The 18,042-nt window shown below is 45.1% G+C and carries 16 protein-coding genes, 1 tRNA gene and 1 riboswitch; of the genes, 9 read left to right on the plus strand and 8 right to left on the minus strand.

The genetic code is table 11. The features are described from left to right. Positions 1-140: 140 nt before the first annotated feature. From moaE to moaA, 5 genes are all read right to left on the minus strand, one after another. Positions 141-596: a molybdopterin synthase catalytic subunit MoaE gene (gene moaE, locus R7Q39_RS16540; RefSeq protein ID WP_017821374.1), complete on the minus strand. Its 456-nt coding sequence runs from the start codon at positions 594-596 to the stop codon at positions 141-143. A gap of 1 nt (position 597) precedes the next feature. Continuing rightward, on the minus strand, positions 598-855 hold the full coding sequence (moaD, locus tag R7Q39_RS16545) for a molybdopterin synthase sulfur carrier subunit (protein WP_042523112.1): 258 nt from the start codon (positions 853-855) through the stop codon (positions 598-600). Next, the gene (gene moaC / locus R7Q39_RS16550; protein ID WP_005380779.1) at positions 852-1,331 is read right to left on the minus strand and encodes a cyclic pyranopterin monophosphate synthase MoaC; all 480 of its coding nucleotides are present in this window, start codon (positions 1,329-1,331) and stop codon (positions 852-854) included. The genes moaD and moaC overlap by 4 nt, the downstream gene beginning before the upstream one ends. Before the next feature lie 26 nt (positions 1,332-1,357). Beyond that, positions 1,358-1,870 (minus strand): molybdenum cofactor biosynthesis protein B, encoded by a 513-nt coding sequence (gene moaB / locus R7Q39_RS16555; RefSeq protein WP_005388935.1) that lies wholly within the window; start codon positions 1,868-1,870, stop codon positions 1,358-1,360. 101 nt (positions 1,871-1,971) lie between these two features. After that, positions 1,972-2,961, minus strand: a complete 990-nt coding sequence (moaA, locus tag R7Q39_RS16560) for a GTP 3',8-cyclase MoaA (RefSeq protein WP_318076461.1) — start codon at positions 2,959-2,961, stop codon at positions 1,972-1,974. Next, positions 2,950-3,084, minus strand: a riboswitch (molybdenum cofactor riboswitch). Its footprint overlaps the gene before it by 12 nt. 175 nt (positions 3,085-3,259) lie before the next feature. Between moaA and R7Q39_RS16565 the strand changes: the two genes are divergently transcribed. Next, complete coding sequence (locus tag R7Q39_RS16565) at positions 3,260-4,156, plus strand: YvcK family protein (RefSeq protein WP_017821373.1); 897 nt, start codon at positions 3,260-3,262, stop codon at positions 4,154-4,156. Positions 4,157-4,293: 137 nt separating this feature from the next. Here R7Q39_RS16565 and luxU read toward each other — a convergent pair whose 3' ends face one another. The 3 genes from luxU to uvrB all read right to left on the minus strand — a co-directional run bounded on the left by luxU (position 4,294) and on the right by uvrB (position 8,363). Further along, positions 4,294-4,638, minus strand: a complete 345-nt coding sequence (luxU, locus tag R7Q39_RS16570; RefSeq protein ID WP_005380770.1) for a quorum-sensing phosphorelay protein LuxU — start codon at positions 4,636-4,638, stop codon at positions 4,294-4,296. Beyond that, complete coding sequence (luxO, locus tag R7Q39_RS16575; RefSeq protein WP_172563536.1) at positions 4,635-6,041, minus strand: quorum-sensing sigma-54 dependent transcriptional regulator LuxO; 1,407 nt, start codon at positions 6,039-6,041, stop codon at positions 4,635-4,637. Before luxO ends, luxU begins: the two co-directional genes overlap by 4 nt. A 291-nt stretch (positions 6,042-6,332) precedes the next feature. After that, positions 6,333-8,363, minus strand: coding sequence for an excinuclease ABC subunit UvrB (gene uvrB, locus R7Q39_RS16580; protein ID WP_318076462.1), 2,031 nt, complete (start codon positions 8,361-8,363; stop codon positions 6,333-6,335). A gap of 559 nt (positions 8,364-8,922) precedes the next feature. Here uvrB and R7Q39_RS16585 point away from each other — a divergent pair. From R7Q39_RS16585 to R7Q39_RS16620, 8 genes are all read left to right on the plus strand, one after another. Continuing rightward, a tRNA-Asn gene (locus R7Q39_RS16585) sits at positions 8,923-8,998 on the plus strand. Positions 8,999-9,349: 351 nt separating this feature from the next. Next, the gene (gene pflB, locus R7Q39_RS16590; RefSeq protein ID WP_205390964.1) at positions 9,350-11,647 is read left to right on the plus strand and encodes a formate C-acetyltransferase; all 2,298 of its coding nucleotides are present in this window, start codon (positions 9,350-9,352) and stop codon (positions 11,645-11,647) included. A 305-nt stretch (positions 11,648-11,952) separates the two neighbouring features. Next, a complete protein-coding gene (gene rsxA, locus R7Q39_RS16595; protein ID WP_005380762.1) occupies positions 11,953-12,531 on the plus strand; it encodes an electron transport complex subunit RsxA in 579 nt (192 codons plus the stop codon). A 3-nt stretch (positions 12,532-12,534) separates the two neighbouring features. Next, positions 12,535-13,131, plus strand: a complete 597-nt coding sequence (gene rsxB, locus R7Q39_RS16600) for an electron transport complex subunit RsxB (RefSeq protein ID WP_318076463.1) — start codon at positions 12,535-12,537, stop codon at positions 13,129-13,131. An 8-nt stretch (positions 13,132-13,139) separates the two neighbouring features. Continuing rightward, on the plus strand, positions 13,140-15,662 hold the full coding sequence (rsxC, locus tag R7Q39_RS16605) for an electron transport complex subunit RsxC (RefSeq protein ID WP_318076464.1): 2,523 nt from the start codon (positions 13,140-13,142) through the stop codon (positions 15,660-15,662). Beyond that, entirely contained in the window at positions 15,662-16,708 is a 1,047-nt protein-coding gene (rsxD, locus tag R7Q39_RS16610; protein ID WP_017821193.1) for an electron transport complex subunit RsxD, read from the plus strand. Before rsxC ends, rsxD begins: the two co-directional genes overlap by 1 nt. A 7-nt stretch (positions 16,709-16,715) precedes the next feature. After that, entirely contained in the window at positions 16,716-17,348 is a 633-nt protein-coding gene (rsxG, locus tag R7Q39_RS16615) for an electron transport complex subunit RsxG (RefSeq protein WP_005380747.1), read from the plus strand. Continuing rightward, positions 17,348-18,040: an electron transport complex subunit E gene (locus tag R7Q39_RS16620; RefSeq protein WP_005380745.1), complete on the plus strand. Its 693-nt coding sequence runs from the start codon at positions 17,348-17,350 to the stop codon at positions 18,038-18,040. The genes rsxG and R7Q39_RS16620 overlap by 1 nt, the downstream gene beginning before the upstream one ends. Positions 18,041-18,042: the final 2 nt, after the last annotated feature.

Below are 18,042 nucleotides of genomic sequence, written 5' to 3' on the forward strand. Positions count from 1 at the left end.
GTTCTTTTAGTTGTTGATTTCATAACACTCTCCAATTTTGGGGGTGGAAAGTGTCAACCTTATTTAGGACGGCACAATAAATACAAAAAAAGCTAAGTACCATTAGCACTTAGCTTTTTTCACTAGAATGCGGGTTAGTTCTATTTTTCCCAACGCTGTGCAGCTTGATGATCGGTGTCGCGCGACTCAACCCAACGATCTTCATTCGTCGTACGCTCTTTTTTCCAAAATGGAGCTTGGGTTTTCAGATAATCCATGATGAACTCGCACGCATCAAATGCCGCGCCGCGGTGCGCACTGGAAACGCCCACAAATACAATTTGATCACCGCTATCCATGTCTCCGACGCGATGAATCACGCGTACACCTAATAGTGGCCAGCGAGACTCAGCTTGATCGCAAATGTCGCTCAAGCTCTTCTCTGTCATCCCCGGATAGTGCTCTAGATGTAAACCAATCACATTATCCCCAAGGTTCATATCTCGAACTTTACCAACGAATGTAACGACAGCGCCGGCAGCCGTCCCTTCAGATAGACGTTGATATTCTTGCTCAACCGAAAAGTCTTCAATTTGTACAGAAACACGAGAATCCATCTTAACCCCCAGTTACCGGCGGGAAAAACGCAACTTCATCACCTGCTTTTACTTGTGTATCCAGAGGGACGATAGATTGGTTCACTGCAGCAAGTAGCTTTCCTGACTCGAGTGCTAAATCCCACTTGCCATCTTTCTTAGTGCCTTCTTCCACTAGATGTGCACGAATTGATTCAACCGTTTCAAACGGCCCGTCTAACTCAACACTGTCGATGCCAATCAGCTCGCGAGTTTGAGCAAAGAAAAGTACTTTAATCATGATTCCACCTTAAAGTGACCAGATTTACCACCCGTTTTCTCTAATAGACGAACTTGACCAATGACCATGTCTTTTTGTACTGCTTTACACATATCGTAAATCGTTAGAGCAGCAACGGAAGCTGCCGTGAGCGCTTCCATTTCCACACCAGTTTTACCCGCAAGTTTACATACTGATTCGATGCGAACTTTGTTCTCTGCTTCGATAGCTTCCAGTTGAACTTCAACTTTAGAGAGTAGTAGCGGATGACAAAGTGGAATCAAATCCCAGGTTTTCTTCGCAGCTTGAATACCAGCAATACGAGCCGTCGCAAATACATCACCTTTATGGTGCTGGCCAGAGACAATCAGTTGAAGTGTTTCTGGGGCCATGTGAACAAATGCTTCAGCACGAGCTTCACGAACCGTCTCCGTTTTTGCTGACACGTCAACCATGTTTGCTTCGCCAGAAGCATTGATATGTGTAAATTGGGTCATTGTTTTTCCTTCGCTTTTAGGAAAGGTTATACAGATAGGTGTGGCATGAAGTTACAAGGGCGATGACTTGCATCCAACTGCTGTTTAATAATTTTTGTCCAGCCTGTGCGGCACGCACCAGTTGAACCTGGCATTGCGAAGATCACGGTGTGGTTAGCAAAACCAGCAATCGCACGAGACTGAATCGTAGACGTACCGATCTCTTCGTACGACACCATACGGAACAACTCACCAAAACCTTCAACTTCTTTATCAAATAGAGGCTTAAGTGCTTCTGGCGTGCTATCACGTGAGGTGAAACCTGTACCGCCAGTAATCATGATCGCTTGTACGCTTTCATCAGCAATCCATTGAGAAACAATCGCGCGGATCTTGTACATGTCATCAATAACAATTTGCTTGTCTACTACGTTGTGACCCGCTTCTTGAGCATGCTCAGCTAGGTAACGACCAGAGGTATCGTTTTCTTCAGTACGAGTGTCAGATACCGTTAGAACGGCAATATTTGCAGGTTGGAATTTGCTTTCAGCGTGACCCATTTGTTCACCTATTCTCTTAATTAGCTTTGATACGCTTGGTATCGATTCGGAAAAAGTTAGAGCCAGCTTATCACTAAGCTCGCTCTAAAAGTTGAATGAAGTTAGCCGCCGATAGACGCGAGGTGTGGCGTCATACCAGTATTGCCATCATGCAAGAAATGGCTTACCGACTTGGTTTGTAACTGCGCCTGGATACGTTCAATAAGCTCACTCTCTTGCTCATCACGTTCCAAAAGATCACGCAATTCTACACCGTAGTCTCCAAACAGACATAGGTGCAGCTTACCCATCGCAGAAACGCGCAGTCGGTTGCAGCTTTCACAAAAGTCTTTTTCATAAGGCATGATAAGACCTATTTCACCCTTGTAATCAGGATGAACAAATACTTGCGCAGGACCATCACTATGCGAGCGTACTTTCAGCAACCAACCATTTGCAATTAGCTGGTTACGAATTGCCACTCCGGATACATGGTGCTTATTAAATAGCTCATCCATCTCACCCGTTTGCATCAACTCAATGAAACGCAGTTGGATTGGACGATCTTTTATCCAGTTAAGAAACGCTGGCAGCTCGTGATGGTTCAGATCTTTCATCAACACCACATTAACTTTTACTTGCTCATAACCGACCTCGAACGCACGTTCGATACCATTCATGACTTCAGTAAACTTATTTTCACCTGTGATTTGATGAAACATACGCGGGTCAAGGCTATCCACACTGACATTAATGTGGGTTAAACCCGCTTCACGCCAATCTGCGACTTGTTTTGCCATGCGATAGCCATTGGTTGTCGTTGCAACTTTTTGAATGCCAGGCGTCGCCGCTACTGAATGGATAATGTCGGTAAAATCTTTGCGTAAGCTAGGCTCACCACCAGTGATGCGCACTTTTGACGTGCCACAATCAGCGAATGCTTTTACGACCCGTTTGATTTCAGGGAGAGATAAAAAAGACGAGTTTTTATTGCCCGAAGGCTTATAGCCATCAGGAAGGCAATAGGTACATTTGAAATTACATACGTCGGTCACAGACAGACGCAAGTAATAAAACTTACGATGAAATTTGTCTTCGAATTGTTGCGCCACGGAACACCTTTCCAAACACGGGAGGCATGGCCATTTCCAATCATGCCCTTGTGACAGTATGCCACTGGCTCAAAACGCTTATCCAAGGACTTAGCAATAGTGAGCTCGGAGTTATGGCAACCAGAGATATGAAATCTCTGATAGCTTTGCGGTGTAAAATACTTAATATTTGTAATGGAATCCAGACTTGAGTGATAAAAAACTCTCTAGAGACACAATTTACCGCTAAGTGAGTACCTTTAAGACACTCCTTAAGATAAATTGTAGCCGTTTTTTATTAGATTATTAGAAGAACATAATGAATATCTACACAGATAAAAAAGTGGTCGCTGTTGGCGGTGGTCATGGCTTAGGTCGAATGCTGGCCGCATTACGAGATTTTGGCAGCAATGCAACTGGGATTGTTGCCACGACTGACAATGGTGGTTCAACAGGAAGAATTCGTCACTGCCAAGGAGGAATCGCTTGGGGAGACACACGTAACTGTATTAATCAGCTCATTACAGAGCCTTCGATCAGTTCTATGATGTTTGAATATCGCTTCAAAGGCACTGGCGAACTTGATGGTCATAATCTTGGTAATTTGATGCTTACTGCACTCGATAACTTATCGGTCAGACCTTTAGATGCCATTAATCTGATTCGCAATATGTTAAAAGTCGACGTTAACATCCTTCCTATGTCCGAACACCCTTCGGATCTTTCCGCGTTATCCGTAGATGGGAAGTGGGTTACGGGAGAAACAAATGTCGACGAAATGAAAGCAGACTTGCGACGTTTGGATCTTTCACCAGAAGTGCCTGCTACCAAAGAAGCCATCACAGCTTTGGCGGAAGCGGACGCGATTATTCTTGGCCCTGGCAGTTTTTTAACTAGTATCATGCCTCCTTTATTGCTGCCTGAACTCGGCAAAGCGATTGCAGCAAACACAAAAGCAAAAGTCATTTTTGTTGCTAACCTGAGTCCAGAATACGGCCCAGCAGGAAGAATGACGATGGCTCAAAAATTAGAATGGTGTGAACGTGCCTGCCAAGGAAGAAAAATAGACGTGGTTCTAACAGAGAAAACCGAGCAAGACGTCTTAAGTCAATGGAATGTAGTGACGGAGTCACTCGCCTCCTCTAACCGAGACTGGCGTCACGATAGAAACAAGCTCAAACTAGCGATTGAAAATCAGCTACAACTTTCTATCTAGGAGCACGTTACCTGACTAGCGCCCTCTTTTAAGTTGTTTATTGATAATGAAAACCCTTCTGTCATCGAAGGGTTTTAGTTCAGGCATCCAGTAAGAACAGATGTTTACTAAGAAAAATGGTTAATAGGAATAAATAGCTACTGTCGCCAAGAGCGATAAGCATCTCGAGTTTCGTGCAAAAGATCGAACATAACCTCTAACACCTCAGACTCCGCAGTTAACTCACCGGCTTTCGCTTTTTTGTCTATGGACATCGCCAGTTCACAAAGGCGATCTGCCCCAAAGCTCGCAGCACTACTTTTCAACGCGTGGCTGATTTCTTTTGAGTAAGCTAATCGCTCTGCCCCCTGTAGTTGGGATAAGTTCTCGATATAGGTATCCATTTCTCCTAGGAAGATATCGAACAGTACAGGTACGTTGTCACTGCCAATTTCCATCGACAGTTCATCTATTTTTTGCTGATTTAATACATTTACACTCATACTTTTTGCCGCTCTTCCTTGCCGTTCCATGCCTGTAACTTGCGGTAAATCGTCGACGGACTGACATCAAGGTATCCCGCCGCTCGAGGAATATTGCCATCACATGCTTCAATCGCTTGCTCGATTGCCATTTTTTCCGTCATCCATAATGGCATAATCTCAGATGCGGTCATCGCTTTCGGCTCAATTAATTTAGCCACAGACGACGGACGGTCAAGCGGTTGATTCAACGGTGGCGGTAACATGTCCAACGTAATCTCTTTACCGTTGTTTAGAACAACGATATTGCGTAGCACGTTTTGTAACTGACGAACGTTACCCGGCCACTCATAGCTGTTGAATCGCTCGATGACATCAGGCGCAAAACGTATGAAGCTTTTTCCTTCTTCGTGTGACATGTAACCTAACAGTGAGTATGCAATTTCAATAACATCTTCGCCTCGTTCGCGTAAAGGCGGTAAATGCAAAGGAATGACATACAAACGATAGTACAAATCTTCACGGAATCGACCTTCTTGTACCTCTTTCCAAGGATCACGGTTAGTGGCACAAACAAAGCGCACATCCACGCTCTTCATTTTTGAGGAACCCACTTTTTGGAATGTGCCCGTTTGAATAAATCGTAGCAACTTGGTTTGTAAATCCAAGTCCATCTCACAAAGCTCATCTAGAAAAAGTGTGCCGCCATCCGCTAACTCAGCTGCCCCTTGACGATCATTCGCAGCGCCAGTAAAGGCCCCTTTTACGTGACCAAACAGTTCACTCTCAATCAAATCTTTTGGAATTGCAGCACAGTTAATTGCAATAAAAGGTTTGTCACCACGTTTACTTGCTGCGTGGATTGCCTCGGCACATACCTCTTTACCAGTACCACTTTCACCAGTGATAAAAATACTCGCTTTACTGCTCGCCGCGGAATCTATCGTACGGTAAACCTGCTGCATGGTTTGGCTACTGCCGATAAACCCCTGATAGCTCTGATTGCCTGGATTATCGGCTTCATTTTTTAGCTTGGTCGCTTTACGAATTGCATTGTTAACCGTGACACGTAAACGGTCTGCTTCACACGGTTTAATTAGAAAGTCTTGTGAGCCATGACGCATGGCCTCGACAGCGGTATCGATAGAACCGTGAGCGGTCATAAAGATTATAGGTACGTCGGGATGACTCTTTTTAACGGCATGTAAAACGTCCATCCCCGTCATATCTGGCAGACGGAGATCGAGTAAAATAAGATCTGGAATTCGATGATGTAGGCTCTCAATGGCATCCCTACCTGTGCCGACAATATTGATATCTATGCCAAGCGGTGTCAGGTATGAGCGGTACAGAGCCGCAACAGATGCGGTGTCCTCGACCATTAAAAGGTAACGAGACTTTGGGCCTTCGGGTTTTTGTTGCATAACCTAGCTATTATTTTGTTGTGTTTTAAACAATAATCGCATTACGCTTTGCATTTTGCAAATGACATTAGCTAAATTATGGGCAAAGGAAAAAATTCAAAAATAATATCAATTATTTAAAAAGTGGCACAAACCATGCTGTAACGATAGTGACCCCTCGGGTCACCTAGCCAACTGACGTTGTTAGTGAACGATATGTTCACAAAACAAGCCAATAGACCCGACTGCCTATTGGCTTCTTTTTTTTACAAGCGACCTAAAATGCTTGGATAGCTAAATCGGTAAGTTTGTTCAACTATTTGCGATGAACTGCGCTCGTAGTTTTTCAATCTCGTCACGCTTTTGTGCCGCTAACTCAAATTCTAAATCTTGCGCATGCTGATACATCGCCGCCTCCAGTCGACTGATTTCTTTTTCTAGCTGCTGAGGGGACAGTGCCTCGTAAGTTTGCGAAGGCTCCGCCACTTTCGATAATGGTACCTGTTTAGTGTTACGCTGGCGTTTAGACTTAGTGATATCGCCAAGTTCCATGATGTCTTTGATATTTCGTTTGAGCGCTTGTGGCGAAATACCCATTTCTTCGTTGTACGCTTCCTGCTTCTCGCGACGACGGTTAGTTTCATCCATCGCCTTTTTCATTGAGTTGGTGATTCGGTCAGCGTATAGAATCGCCTTACCTTCGATGTTTCGCGCAGCACGACCAATGGTCTGAATGAGTGAGCGTTCAGACCGCAAGAAGCCCTCTTTATCCGCATCCAAAATTGCAACTAACGAGACCTCTGGCATATCCAGGCCCTCTCTCAATAAGTTTATTCCCACCAGCACGTCAAATTCCCCAAGACGAAGGTCACGGATAATTTCCACACGCTCAACAGTATCAATGTCTGAGTGTAAATAACGTACCTTAACATCATGTTCGTGAAGGTATTCGGTGAGATCTTCAGCCATTCGTTTGGTCAGTGTTGTAACCAGAACTCGTTCATCTTTAGCTGCGCGAATACGGATCTCAGACAATAGGTCGTCGACTTGGGTCGCTACTGGGCGAACTTCCAACTCAGGGTCAAGCAAGCCTGTAGGACGAACGACTTGATCCGCTACATCACCCGCCGATTTTTCTAGTTCGTAATTTCCAGGAGTAGCAGAGACGAAAATCGTTTGTGGCGCTAGTGCTTCAAACTCCTCAAACTTCAGTGGACGATTATCCAAAGCTGAAGGTAACCGGAAACCAAACTCCACCAGCGTTTCTTTACGCGAACGGTCGCCTTTATACATGGCACCTATCTGCGGTACTGTCACGTGAGATTCATCGATGATCAACAAGCCATCATGAGGTAAGTAGTCAAACAGGGTTGGTGGCGGCTCACCTTCCGAGCGTCCACTGAGATAACGAGAATAGTTTTCGATACCGGAGCAAAAGCCCAACTCATTCATCATTTCGATATCGAATTGAGTGCGCTGGCTAATTCGCTGCTCTTCCAGTAGCTTGTTGTTATCTAGAAGCTGCTTTTTGCGCACTTCTAGTTCGACTTTAATATTTTCAATCGCTTCAAGAATGCGATCTCTTGGCGTGACATAGTGCGTCTTGGGATAGATGGTATAGCGCGGCAAGTCTCGTTGTTTCACCACGCCTGTCAATGGATCGAACACACTGATGCAATCCACCTCATCGTCAAACATCTCAACGCGCATAGCGTCTTGGTCTGATTCAGCAGGGAATATATCAATCACCTCGCCACGGACACGGAACTGCCCTCGCTCAAAAGCAACATCATTGCGCGAGTATTGGAGCTCCGCTAGGCGACGAAGCATATCACGCTGATCAATCACATCTCCACGTCGCAAATGAAGCATCATTTTTAAGTAGGATTCCGGATCACCCAAACCATAGATAGCTGAAACCGAAGCAACTATAATAGCGTCTTTCCGTTCCAATAAAGCTTTAGTGGCAGACAGTCGCATTTGCTCAATGTGGGCGTTAACCGAAGCGTCCTTTTCAATGAAAGTATCTGTTGTGGGAACGTATGCTTCAGGTTGGTAGTAATCGTAGTAAGAAACAAAATACTCAACCGCATTATTAGGAAAGAATGACTTCATCTCACCATATAACTGAGCAGCAAGCGTTTTGTTTGGCGCAAGTAATATTGCAGGTCGTTGGGCTTGAGCAATCACATTCGCTAGTGTGAAGGTTTTACCTGAGCCTGTGACCCCCAACAAGGTTTGATGTGCTAGCCCAGCATCGAGCCCCTCAAGCAACTGATTGATCGCTCCTGGTTGATCGCCCGACGGCTGATAATCGGAGACCAATTCATAGACTTTACTCATACCCTTCCTCAATTTTACTGCGCTTTGGCTGTATATATATACACCTTAGCTAATGAAATCTACGTCTATCGAGAATTTAACCATCATTGTTAATAAATTTTCTTGTTTGTCTAGAATGCTATAGCCATACAAAAGTGACTCTGATATAGTACTGCGCCCTAGTTGAAGAGCTACACACATTCTTCACATTATAGTTTCCACAACTTTTCCCCAAAAATTAGCTTAAAACTTTCTTATCCCCAAAAGATTGATTTTTATCCACTTTGAATACCTTTTGATTAACATCGATAAATCTCTGTTTTATTTGCTTATTTTACGCATAACTCTGACTAAAGATTCATTAAATAAAAACTTAGTTGCATATCAATTTTCTTTACCCAGATCTCATCAACATACTTATCCACAAATTTAGTGGATAACTAACCTCGAGCCTTTACTGGCAAGCCATACAGAAAAGTAAAGCCCTTAACTCAATATTTTTTTCTAAAAATGTATTTTTTTACTGTTGACAGTAGTTTGAGTGCTCGGTAAGATTCGTCCCGCTTTCAAGCAAAGCAATTCCTCCTTAGCTCAGTTGGTAGAGCGACGGACTGTTAATCCGCAGGTCGCTGGTTCGAGCCCAGCAGGAGGAGCCAGATTATAGAAAAGCCGTGTCGCAAGACACGGCTTTTTTTGTATCTTAATCGCCATGAAATCTAAGCCAATCTAGGCGTCATAAAATCACACCGAAATAAGTTCAAATTACAGAACTCATAACATTGTCATAGATAGTGTTCTCACAGTACCACACATTTAATTCTGTCTCTTTTCTAGCAAAAAACAATCATAACCAATTGAATCTATTATTAATGCAATTTAATCATTGAAAAAATGAAAAGCATTCATTTTACTCATACCAAATAAATCCATACGATTAAAAGGGTTAAGAATGGTTCCGTCCTACTCGTCGCCTCCATTCTAATTATCAATAACTTAGGGATTTACTTATGACTATTCCGACAACTGACATGCTAGATGCATGGGCTGGATTTACTGCTGGTGAATGGCAAAACTCTGTCAACACTCGTGACTTCATCCAAAAAAACTATACACCCTATGAGGGAGACGAGACTTTCTTAGCTGAAGTTAGCGAATCCACTTCAGCATTATGGAACCAAGTGCTTGAAGGCATAAAACAAGAAAGCCGCACACACGCCCCTATTGATTTTGACACAGACTTGCCCTCAACAATCACTTCCCACGATGCAGGCTACATCAACAAAGATCTGGAAAAGATCGTTGGCTTACAAACTGATCAACCGCTAAAACGTGCAATCATCGCCAATGGCGGGATTCGCATGGTAAAAAACTCGTGCGAAGTTTATGGCCGCGAGCTAGATCCAACGGTTGAAAAAATCTTCACTGAATACCGTAAAACTCACAACAAAGCGTGTTTCGACCTTTACACCCAAGAAATTCTGGCGTGTCGTAAATCAGGCATCATCACGGGCCTTCCTGATGCCTATGGCCGTGGTCGTATCATTGGTGACTATCGTCGTCTCGCCCTATACGGTATCGACTTCTTAAAAGCAGACAAAAAAGAGCAATACAACTCAACACAAACGTTCTTAGAACAAGGCAACGATCTTGAGAAAACACTTCGTCTGCGCGAAGAAATAGCCGATCAAGTTCAAGCGCTTGAAGACATTCGTCAAATGGGTCTGAAATACGGCATTGATATGTCGCTACCTGCAAAAACTGCACAAGAAGCGATCCAATTTACCTACTTTGGCTACCTAGCGGCGGTTAAATCGCAAAACGGCGCAGCAATGTCACTGGGCCGTACTTCGACTTTCCTAGACGTCTATCTAGAACGCGATATAGCAAACGGTTTGATTGATGAATCACAAGCGCAAGAAATGATTGACCACTTCATCATGAAGCTACGCATGGTTCGCTTCCTACGCACACCAGAATACGATTCATTGTTCTCTGGCGACCCAATCTGGGCAACCGAAGCCATGGCTGGTATGGGCGTTGATGGCCGTACGCTAGTATCTAAAACGACATTCCGGTACTTACATACTCTACATACTATGGGCCCTGCTCCTGAGCCAAACATGACGATTCTTTGGTCAGAGCAATTACCTGAAGCGTTCAAACAATATGCTGCAAAAGTGTCGATTGATACCTCTTCGGTTCAATACGAAAACGACGATCTAATGCGTCCTGATTTCGACAATGACGACTACGCGATTGCCTGTTGTGTGAGCCCGCAGGTTGTTGGTCAGCACATGCAATTCTTTGGTGCACGTGCCAACCTTGCAAAAGCACTGCTTTACACCATCAATGGTGGTATCGATGAAAAATCGAAAGCGCAAGTGGGTCCGGTAGTGGACAAAGTTCAAGATGAAATTCTCGACTTTGACGCTTTGATGCCTCGTTTCGACAATATGTTGGAGTGGCTAGCAACGCAATACGTCACAGCGTTGAACATCATCCATTACTCACATGACCGTTACAGCTACGAAGCATCACTGATGGCACTGATGGATCGCGACGTGCACCGCACGATGGCGTGTGGTATTGCAGGTCTGTCTGTTGTCGCTGACTCTTTGGCGGCAATTAAATACGCGACCGTGAAACCTGTTCGTGATGAAGATGGCATCGCCGTTGATTTTGAAATCGAAGGTGATTATCCAAAATTTGGTAACAACGATGCCCGTGTTGATGACATCGCTTGTGATCTAGTTGAGCGCTTCATGAAGAAAATTCAGAAGATGCACACCTACCGCGAAGCAGTGCCAACTCAATCGATTTTAACAATCACATCTAACGTGGTTTACGGTAAAAAAACGGGTAATACACCTGATGGCCGTCTCGCAGGTATGCCTTTTGGACCGGGTGCAAACCCAATGCACGGTCGTGATGAAAAAGGGGCGGTTGCGTCTCTGGCATCGGTTTCTAAATTACCGTTTGCTTACGCTAAAGATGGTATTTCTTACACTTTCTCAATTGTGCCGAGCGCATTGGGTAAAGATGACTTGAGTCAGAAGAAGAACCTAGCTGCGCTAATGGATGGTTACTTCCATCACGAAGCAAGCAACGAGGGCATTGCGATTGAAGGTGGTCAACACCTTAACGTCAACGTTCTAGACCGAGAGATGTTATTGGATGCGGTTGAACATCCAGAGAAATACCCTCAGTTGACGATTCGAGTGTCTGGTTATGCGGTACGTTTTAACTCTCTAACGACAGAGCAACAGCAAGACGTCATCACTCGTACCTTCACGAATAAGATATAAACACAGTCCATCAAGCACTCAGAAAGTTTAAATAATTAGCTTGTAAATATGCATTGCCCGCCTCTCTTTTCTACCTGGGAGAGGCGGGCTTTTTTTAAAATCACACATTAGATGAAAATTAATAGGTAGTATCCTCTCGCTAACAATACATTCAGCAAACGATTCAATTTCTTATTGATTCATCAAAATAGATCAAATAGACGACTATTTTTCCATCGTGTATGTAAAACCACATCGTTCACTGGTTGTTATTGGTGTCACAAAACACGATAATATCAAGATCGGATTTTAAGAACGTAATAACTATGACCGAATATGTTTTGTTGTTGGTCGGCACTGTGCTGGTGAACAACTTTGTACTGGTGAAGTTTTTGGGCCTATGTCCTTTCATGGGCGTGTCCAAAAAACTGGAAACAGCAATAGGTATGGGCTTAGCGACAACTTTTGTGCTAACGCTCGCGTCAGTGTGTGCGTATTTAGTGGAAAGCTACATCCTTCGTCCACTGGGTATTGAGTACCTTCGAACCATGAGTTTTATTTTGGTGATAGCCGTTGTGGTGCAGTTCACCGAAATGGTTGTGCACAAAACCAGCCCGACGCTTTATCGCTTGCTTGGCATTTTCTTACCGCTGATCACAACAAACTGCGCAGTATTGGGCGTGGCACTTCTTAACATTAATGAAAACCATAACTTTATTGAATCGATCATCTACGGCTTCGGCGCCGCTGTTGGTTTCTCATTGGTGTTGATACTTTTTGCATCCATGCGAGAGCGCATAGCCGCCGCCGACGTTCCTGTGCCTTTTAAAGGTGCATCAATAGCAATGATTACAGCAGGTTTAATGTCACTCGCCTTTATGGGCTTTACAGGTTTGGTGAAGTAAGCGATGAGTACGATTTTAATTGCGATTATCGCGTTAGCGCTTCTGGCTGCGATTTTCGGCGCGATACTTGGTTTTGCTTCTATTCGCTTTAAAGTTGAAGCGGACCCTATTGTGGATCAAATCGACGCCATTTTACCGCAAACTCAATGCGGTCAATGTGGCTACCCTGGTTGCCGCCCTTATGCTGAAGCAATTGCAAATGGCGACCACATCAACAAATGTCCCCCTGGTGGTCAGGCAACAATCGAAAAGCTCGCCGACTTAATGGGTGTTGAGCCAGAAGAATCTGCGCACGATCTCGACAGCAAAATTCCAACCGTTGCGTTTATTCATGAAGACATGTGTATTGGCTGCACTAAGTGTATTCAGGCGTGTCCGGTGGATGCAATTGTAGGCGGAACAAAGGCGGTCCATACCGTAATCAAAGATGAATGTACGGGCTGTGACTTGTGTGTTGCCCCATGTCCGACTGATTGTATTGAAATGATTCCTGTGGCAACGACCACAGAAAGCTGGAAGTGGCAACTTCACTCCATTCCGGTACTTAACATTACGGATGCTGCCGACAATGCAGCGAACGTGAAAGATTCAATTAAGTAAGGTTTCACATGTTGTCTTTGATTGAACAAATTCGTACAGGCGCGCTTTGGGATTTCCCAGGTGGTGTGCATCCGGCAGAAAATAAAAAGCAGTCCAACAAAACTGAACTCGCTCATGCGGCTATCCCGTCAGAAATTGTATTGCCGCTAAAACAGCACATTGGTAAAGCGGGTAACCTACTGGTTGCCGAAGGTGACTACTTATTAAAAGGTCAGCCATTAACGCAATCGGAGACCGGCTTTACGGTTCCAGTGCATGCTCCAACATCAGGTACGCTCACCGCGATTGAGCCACGAACTGTCGCGCACCCTTCTGGGTTAAGTGAGTTGTGCGCAGTCATCACGCCTGATGGGAAAGATGCATGGTGTGAAAGAAACCCCGTCGCAGATTACCAACAAGAAACCCCTGACGCACTGATTGATATTATTCGTCTCGCTGGTATTTCTGGTATGGGTGGCGCAGGCTTCCCTACTGCAAAAAAAATCCAATCAGGTTTTGCTCGTACCGAGATTCTTATCGTTAATGCAGCAGAGTGCGAGCCATACATCACGTCTGATGACAAGCTCATGCAAGAACATGCCGAAGAGCTTATTCAAGGTATCGAAATTGTCGAACATATCCTGACACCAAAGCTCACGATTATTGGCATTGAAGACAACAAACCAGAAGCAATCAAAGCGCTAGAAGCTGCGGCTATAAACAAAGACATCGTTATTCGCGTTATCCCAACTAAATACCCTTCTGGCGGTGAAAAACAGCTGATCAAAATTTTAACCAATAAAGAAGTGCCAAGTGGCGCGATTCCAGCAGATATTGGTATTTTGGTCCAGAATGTTGGTTCTCTTTACGCTATAAAACGCGCAGTCATCGACGGTGAGCCGATGATAAAACGCATCGTGACTCTCACTGGTAAAACCTTCAAACAACCACGCAACGTTTGGGCATTATTAGGGACACCAGTACAAGCACTGTTGGATGAGTTTGGCTATAAAGCAGATAAGAAGTTACAGCGTTTAATTATGGGTGGGCCAATGATGGGCTTTACCCTTCCTCACTCCCAAGTGCCGATTACCAAGACAGCAAACTGTATCCTTGCTCCGACTCGTCGTGAGATCTCTCCGCACCAGTATGAGATGGAATGTATTCGCTGTAGCCAATGTGCAGAAGCGTGCCCTGCTTCGCTGCTGCCTCAACAACTGCAATGGCATGCAAAAGCTGAAGAGTATGACAAACTCGAAGAATTAAACTTAAAGGATTGTATCGAGTGCGGCGCTTGTGCGTTTGTATGTCCAAGTGAAATTCCGCTCGTACAGTACTACCGCCAAGCGAAAGCAGAAATTAGAACTAGAACACAAGAAGCGGAAGCTGCAGAGCGAGCAAAACTGCGTTTTGAAGAGAAAAAAGCGCGTATGGAACGCGAAAAAGCAGAACGTGAAAATCGCTTCAAGAAAGCTGCCGATCAGCGCCGTAAAGAGATGAAGTCTTCTGGCGGCGATGATGCGATAGCAGCAGCAATCGCACGAGTGAAAGCTCAAAAGACAGAAACCACAGAAAAAACAGAGCCAGCAGTAAAACCAGCCGTAGCGGCAGCCATTGCCAAAGCGAAGGCGAAACAAGCGGCAGCAGCTAAAGCAGGCTCTAGTGAACCTGATAACTCAGAAATGGCAAAACTGCGCGAAGAGCGCAAACGTCTTGCTCGCGAACGGAAAGCGCAAAAAGAACAAGGCGAAACGCCAGACAATAACGCTGATGATAAAAAGTCGGCAGTTGCGGCCGCCATCGCCCGAGCTAAAGCGAAAAAAGCACAACAAGAAGATTCAACTGAATCTGTAGAATCGGAAACGTCTGCACAGCAAGACAGCGATCCGAAGAAAGCCGCGGTTGCTGCTGCCATTGCACGTGCCAAAGCACGTAAAGCGAAGCAAGCAGACTCAACTGAAGCGGAAGAAGCTGACGCACCTGCTGAGCAAACCGACGATCCGAAAAAAGCCGCAGTTGCCGCTGCAATTGCTCGAGCCAAAGCGCGCAAAGCTAAGCAAGCAGACTCAACCGAAGCGGAAGAAGCTGACGCACCTGCCGAGCAAACCGAAGATCCGAAAAAAGCCGCCGTGGCTGCTGCGATTGCACGTGCCAAAGCACGTAAAGCGAAGCAAGCAGACTCAACTGAAGCGGAAGAAGCTGAAGCACCTACTGAGCAAACCGACGATCCGAAAAAAGCCGCCGTGGCTGCTGCGATTGCACGTGCCAAAGCGCGAAAAGCGAAGCAAGCAGACTCAACTGAAGCGGAAGAAGCTGACGCACCTGCCGAGCAAACCGACGATCCGAAAAAAGCCGCAGTTGCCGCTGCCATTGCACGTGCCAAAGCGCGCAAAGCGAAGCAAGAAACGCAAACAGAGCCTGTTGAAGAAGCAACCTCCGAAGAACCAGAAGTGGATCCGAAGAAAGCCGCGGTTGCCGCAGCAATTGCGCGCGCGAAGGCACGCAAAGCGCAACAAGAAGCTAATAAAAATAATACTGAGGAGAACGAGTAGTGTCGTTTTTTATTGCCAGTTCACCGCATACCCACAGTCGTCGTAATACGCCAGACTTAATGAAATGGGTGGCACTTTGCGCACTTCCAGGTTTAGTAGCTCAAACCTACTTCTTTGGCTGGGGTACGCTGATTCAGCTGATTTTTGCCATTGCAGTCGCTGTATCCCTTGAAGCCTTAGTCATGATCTGTCGTAAACGCTCACCAATGAGAGCGCTACGTGATAACAGTGCAATAGTTACCGCTTGGTTGTTAGCCGTTGCTATACCACCATGGTCTCCGTGGTGGATTATGGTGATCGGGCTTATTTTTGCGATAGTAATCGCTAAACACCTCTATGGCGGCCTTGGACAAAACTTATTCAACCCTGCAATGGTCGCTTATGTGGTCTTGTTGATCTCTTTCCCAGTACAAATGACGAGTTGGAGTGCACCGACATCACTCATACCTGATCATGTAAATTTTGCAGATACACTCTCTTTAATTTTTACGGGCTATGATTACGACGGCTTATCACTTCAGCAAGTTCGCTCAGGAGTTGACGGCGTGACAATGGCGACACCACTTGATGCATTTAAGACTGGCATTCTTACAGGTGCCACTCCAAGCGAAGTAATGTCGCAGCCAATATTTGATGGCTTAGGTGGTATTGGTTGGCAATGGGTAAACCTTGCTTACCTTCTTGGCGGCATAGTCATGATCAAAAAGCGTATCATCCAATGGTATATTCCAGCAGGTTTCCTTGCGAGTCTGACTCTGTTTAGCCTAGTGTTCACGTTGCTGACGCCAGGGGAAACTGCGTCGCCAGTTTTACACTTGTTATCTGGTGCAACCATGCTTGGCGCATTCTTTATTGCAACCGATCCCGTTTCGGCGTCTACCACCGTCAAAGGACGTTTAATCTTCGGTGCGCTTATTGGTGCTTTGGTCTTTATCATTCGCAGTTGGGGCGGTTTCCCAGATGGTGTTGCATTTGCAGTGTTGCTTGCAAATATGTGTGTGCCACTGATCGATTACTACACCAAACCTAGAACTTACGGTCACTGAGGTAAACATGTTAACCGCTATTAGAAAAAATGGTCTGACACTCGCGATATTTGCATGTGCAACAACCGGATTAGTCGCCCTTACTCAGTACCTAACAAAAGACCAAATCAAGGTACAAGAGCAAAAACAATTACTTTCTGTTTTGAATCAAGTCATTCCAGAAAACATGCATGACAACGCACTCACGCAAGCTTGTACAATGGTCACGTCTCCAGATCTGGGGACATTACGTGCGATGCCAGCCTACCTCGCCACGAAGAATGGTGAACCAACAGCAATCGCAATAGAATCTATCGCGCCAGATGGCTACAATGGTGAGATAAAAGTAATTACTGGGATTGATAATCAGGGCAATATTTTGGGGACACGCGTCCTAAACCACCAAGAAACCCCTGGTCTGGGCGATAAAATCGATCTTCGTGTCACCGACTGGATCCTGAGCTTTACAGGAAAACAAGTCACGGAAAACAATTGGAATTCGTGGAAAGTTCGTAAAGATGGCGGCGATTTCGATCAATTTACTGGTGCAACGATCACGCCAAGAGCCGTCGTAAAAGTGGTGCGAAATACCGTTAACTACGTAAACCAATCTCGTGAAGACATTCTTAGCCAGCCGTTAGGCTGTGAAGGAGAGCAGTAATGAATGAGAATAAATTACTGATGAAAAACGGTATGTGGAGTAATAACCCCGCTCTCGTACAACTGCTGGGCTTATGTCCACTGCTAGCGGTTTCTTCCACGATAACCAATGCATTAGGTCTTGGTATTGCAACCTTACTTGTGCTAGTTGGATCCAACGTAACAGTTTCTCTTATTCGTAACTATGTGCCAAAAGAGATCCGTATACCTGTATTCGTTATGATCATTGCCTCACTCGTTACCTGCGTTCAGTTGTTAATGAATGCCTATGCGTACGGTTTATACCTGTCTCTAGGTATCTTTATTCCTCTGATTGTAACGAACTGCATTATTATTGGCCGAGCAGAAGCTTACGCGTCAAAAAATGATGTTGCACCCGCTGCGCTAGATGGTTTGTGGATGGGCCTTGGTATGACGAGCGTCTTGGTTGTTTTAGGTGCCATGCGCGAATTAATTGGTAATGGCACACTATTCGACGGAGCAGACCTTCTCCTAGGAGACTGGGCTTCAGCTCTACGGATCCAAGTTTTCCAATTTGACAATAGCTTCCTGTTAGCGCTTCTCCCACCTGGTGCATTTATCGGTGTTGGGCTGTTGATAGCGCTCAAAAATGTCATAGATAATTCAATTCAGGCACGTCAACCAAAAGAAGAAAAACCAACCATAGAACGTGCTCGCGTCACTAACGCATAACA

Origin of the sequence: Vibrio sp. 947, assembly GCF_033339115.1 — a bacterium.
Classification (GTDB): domain Bacteria; phylum Pseudomonadota; class Gammaproteobacteria; order Enterobacterales; family Vibrionaceae; genus Vibrio; species Vibrio alginolyticus.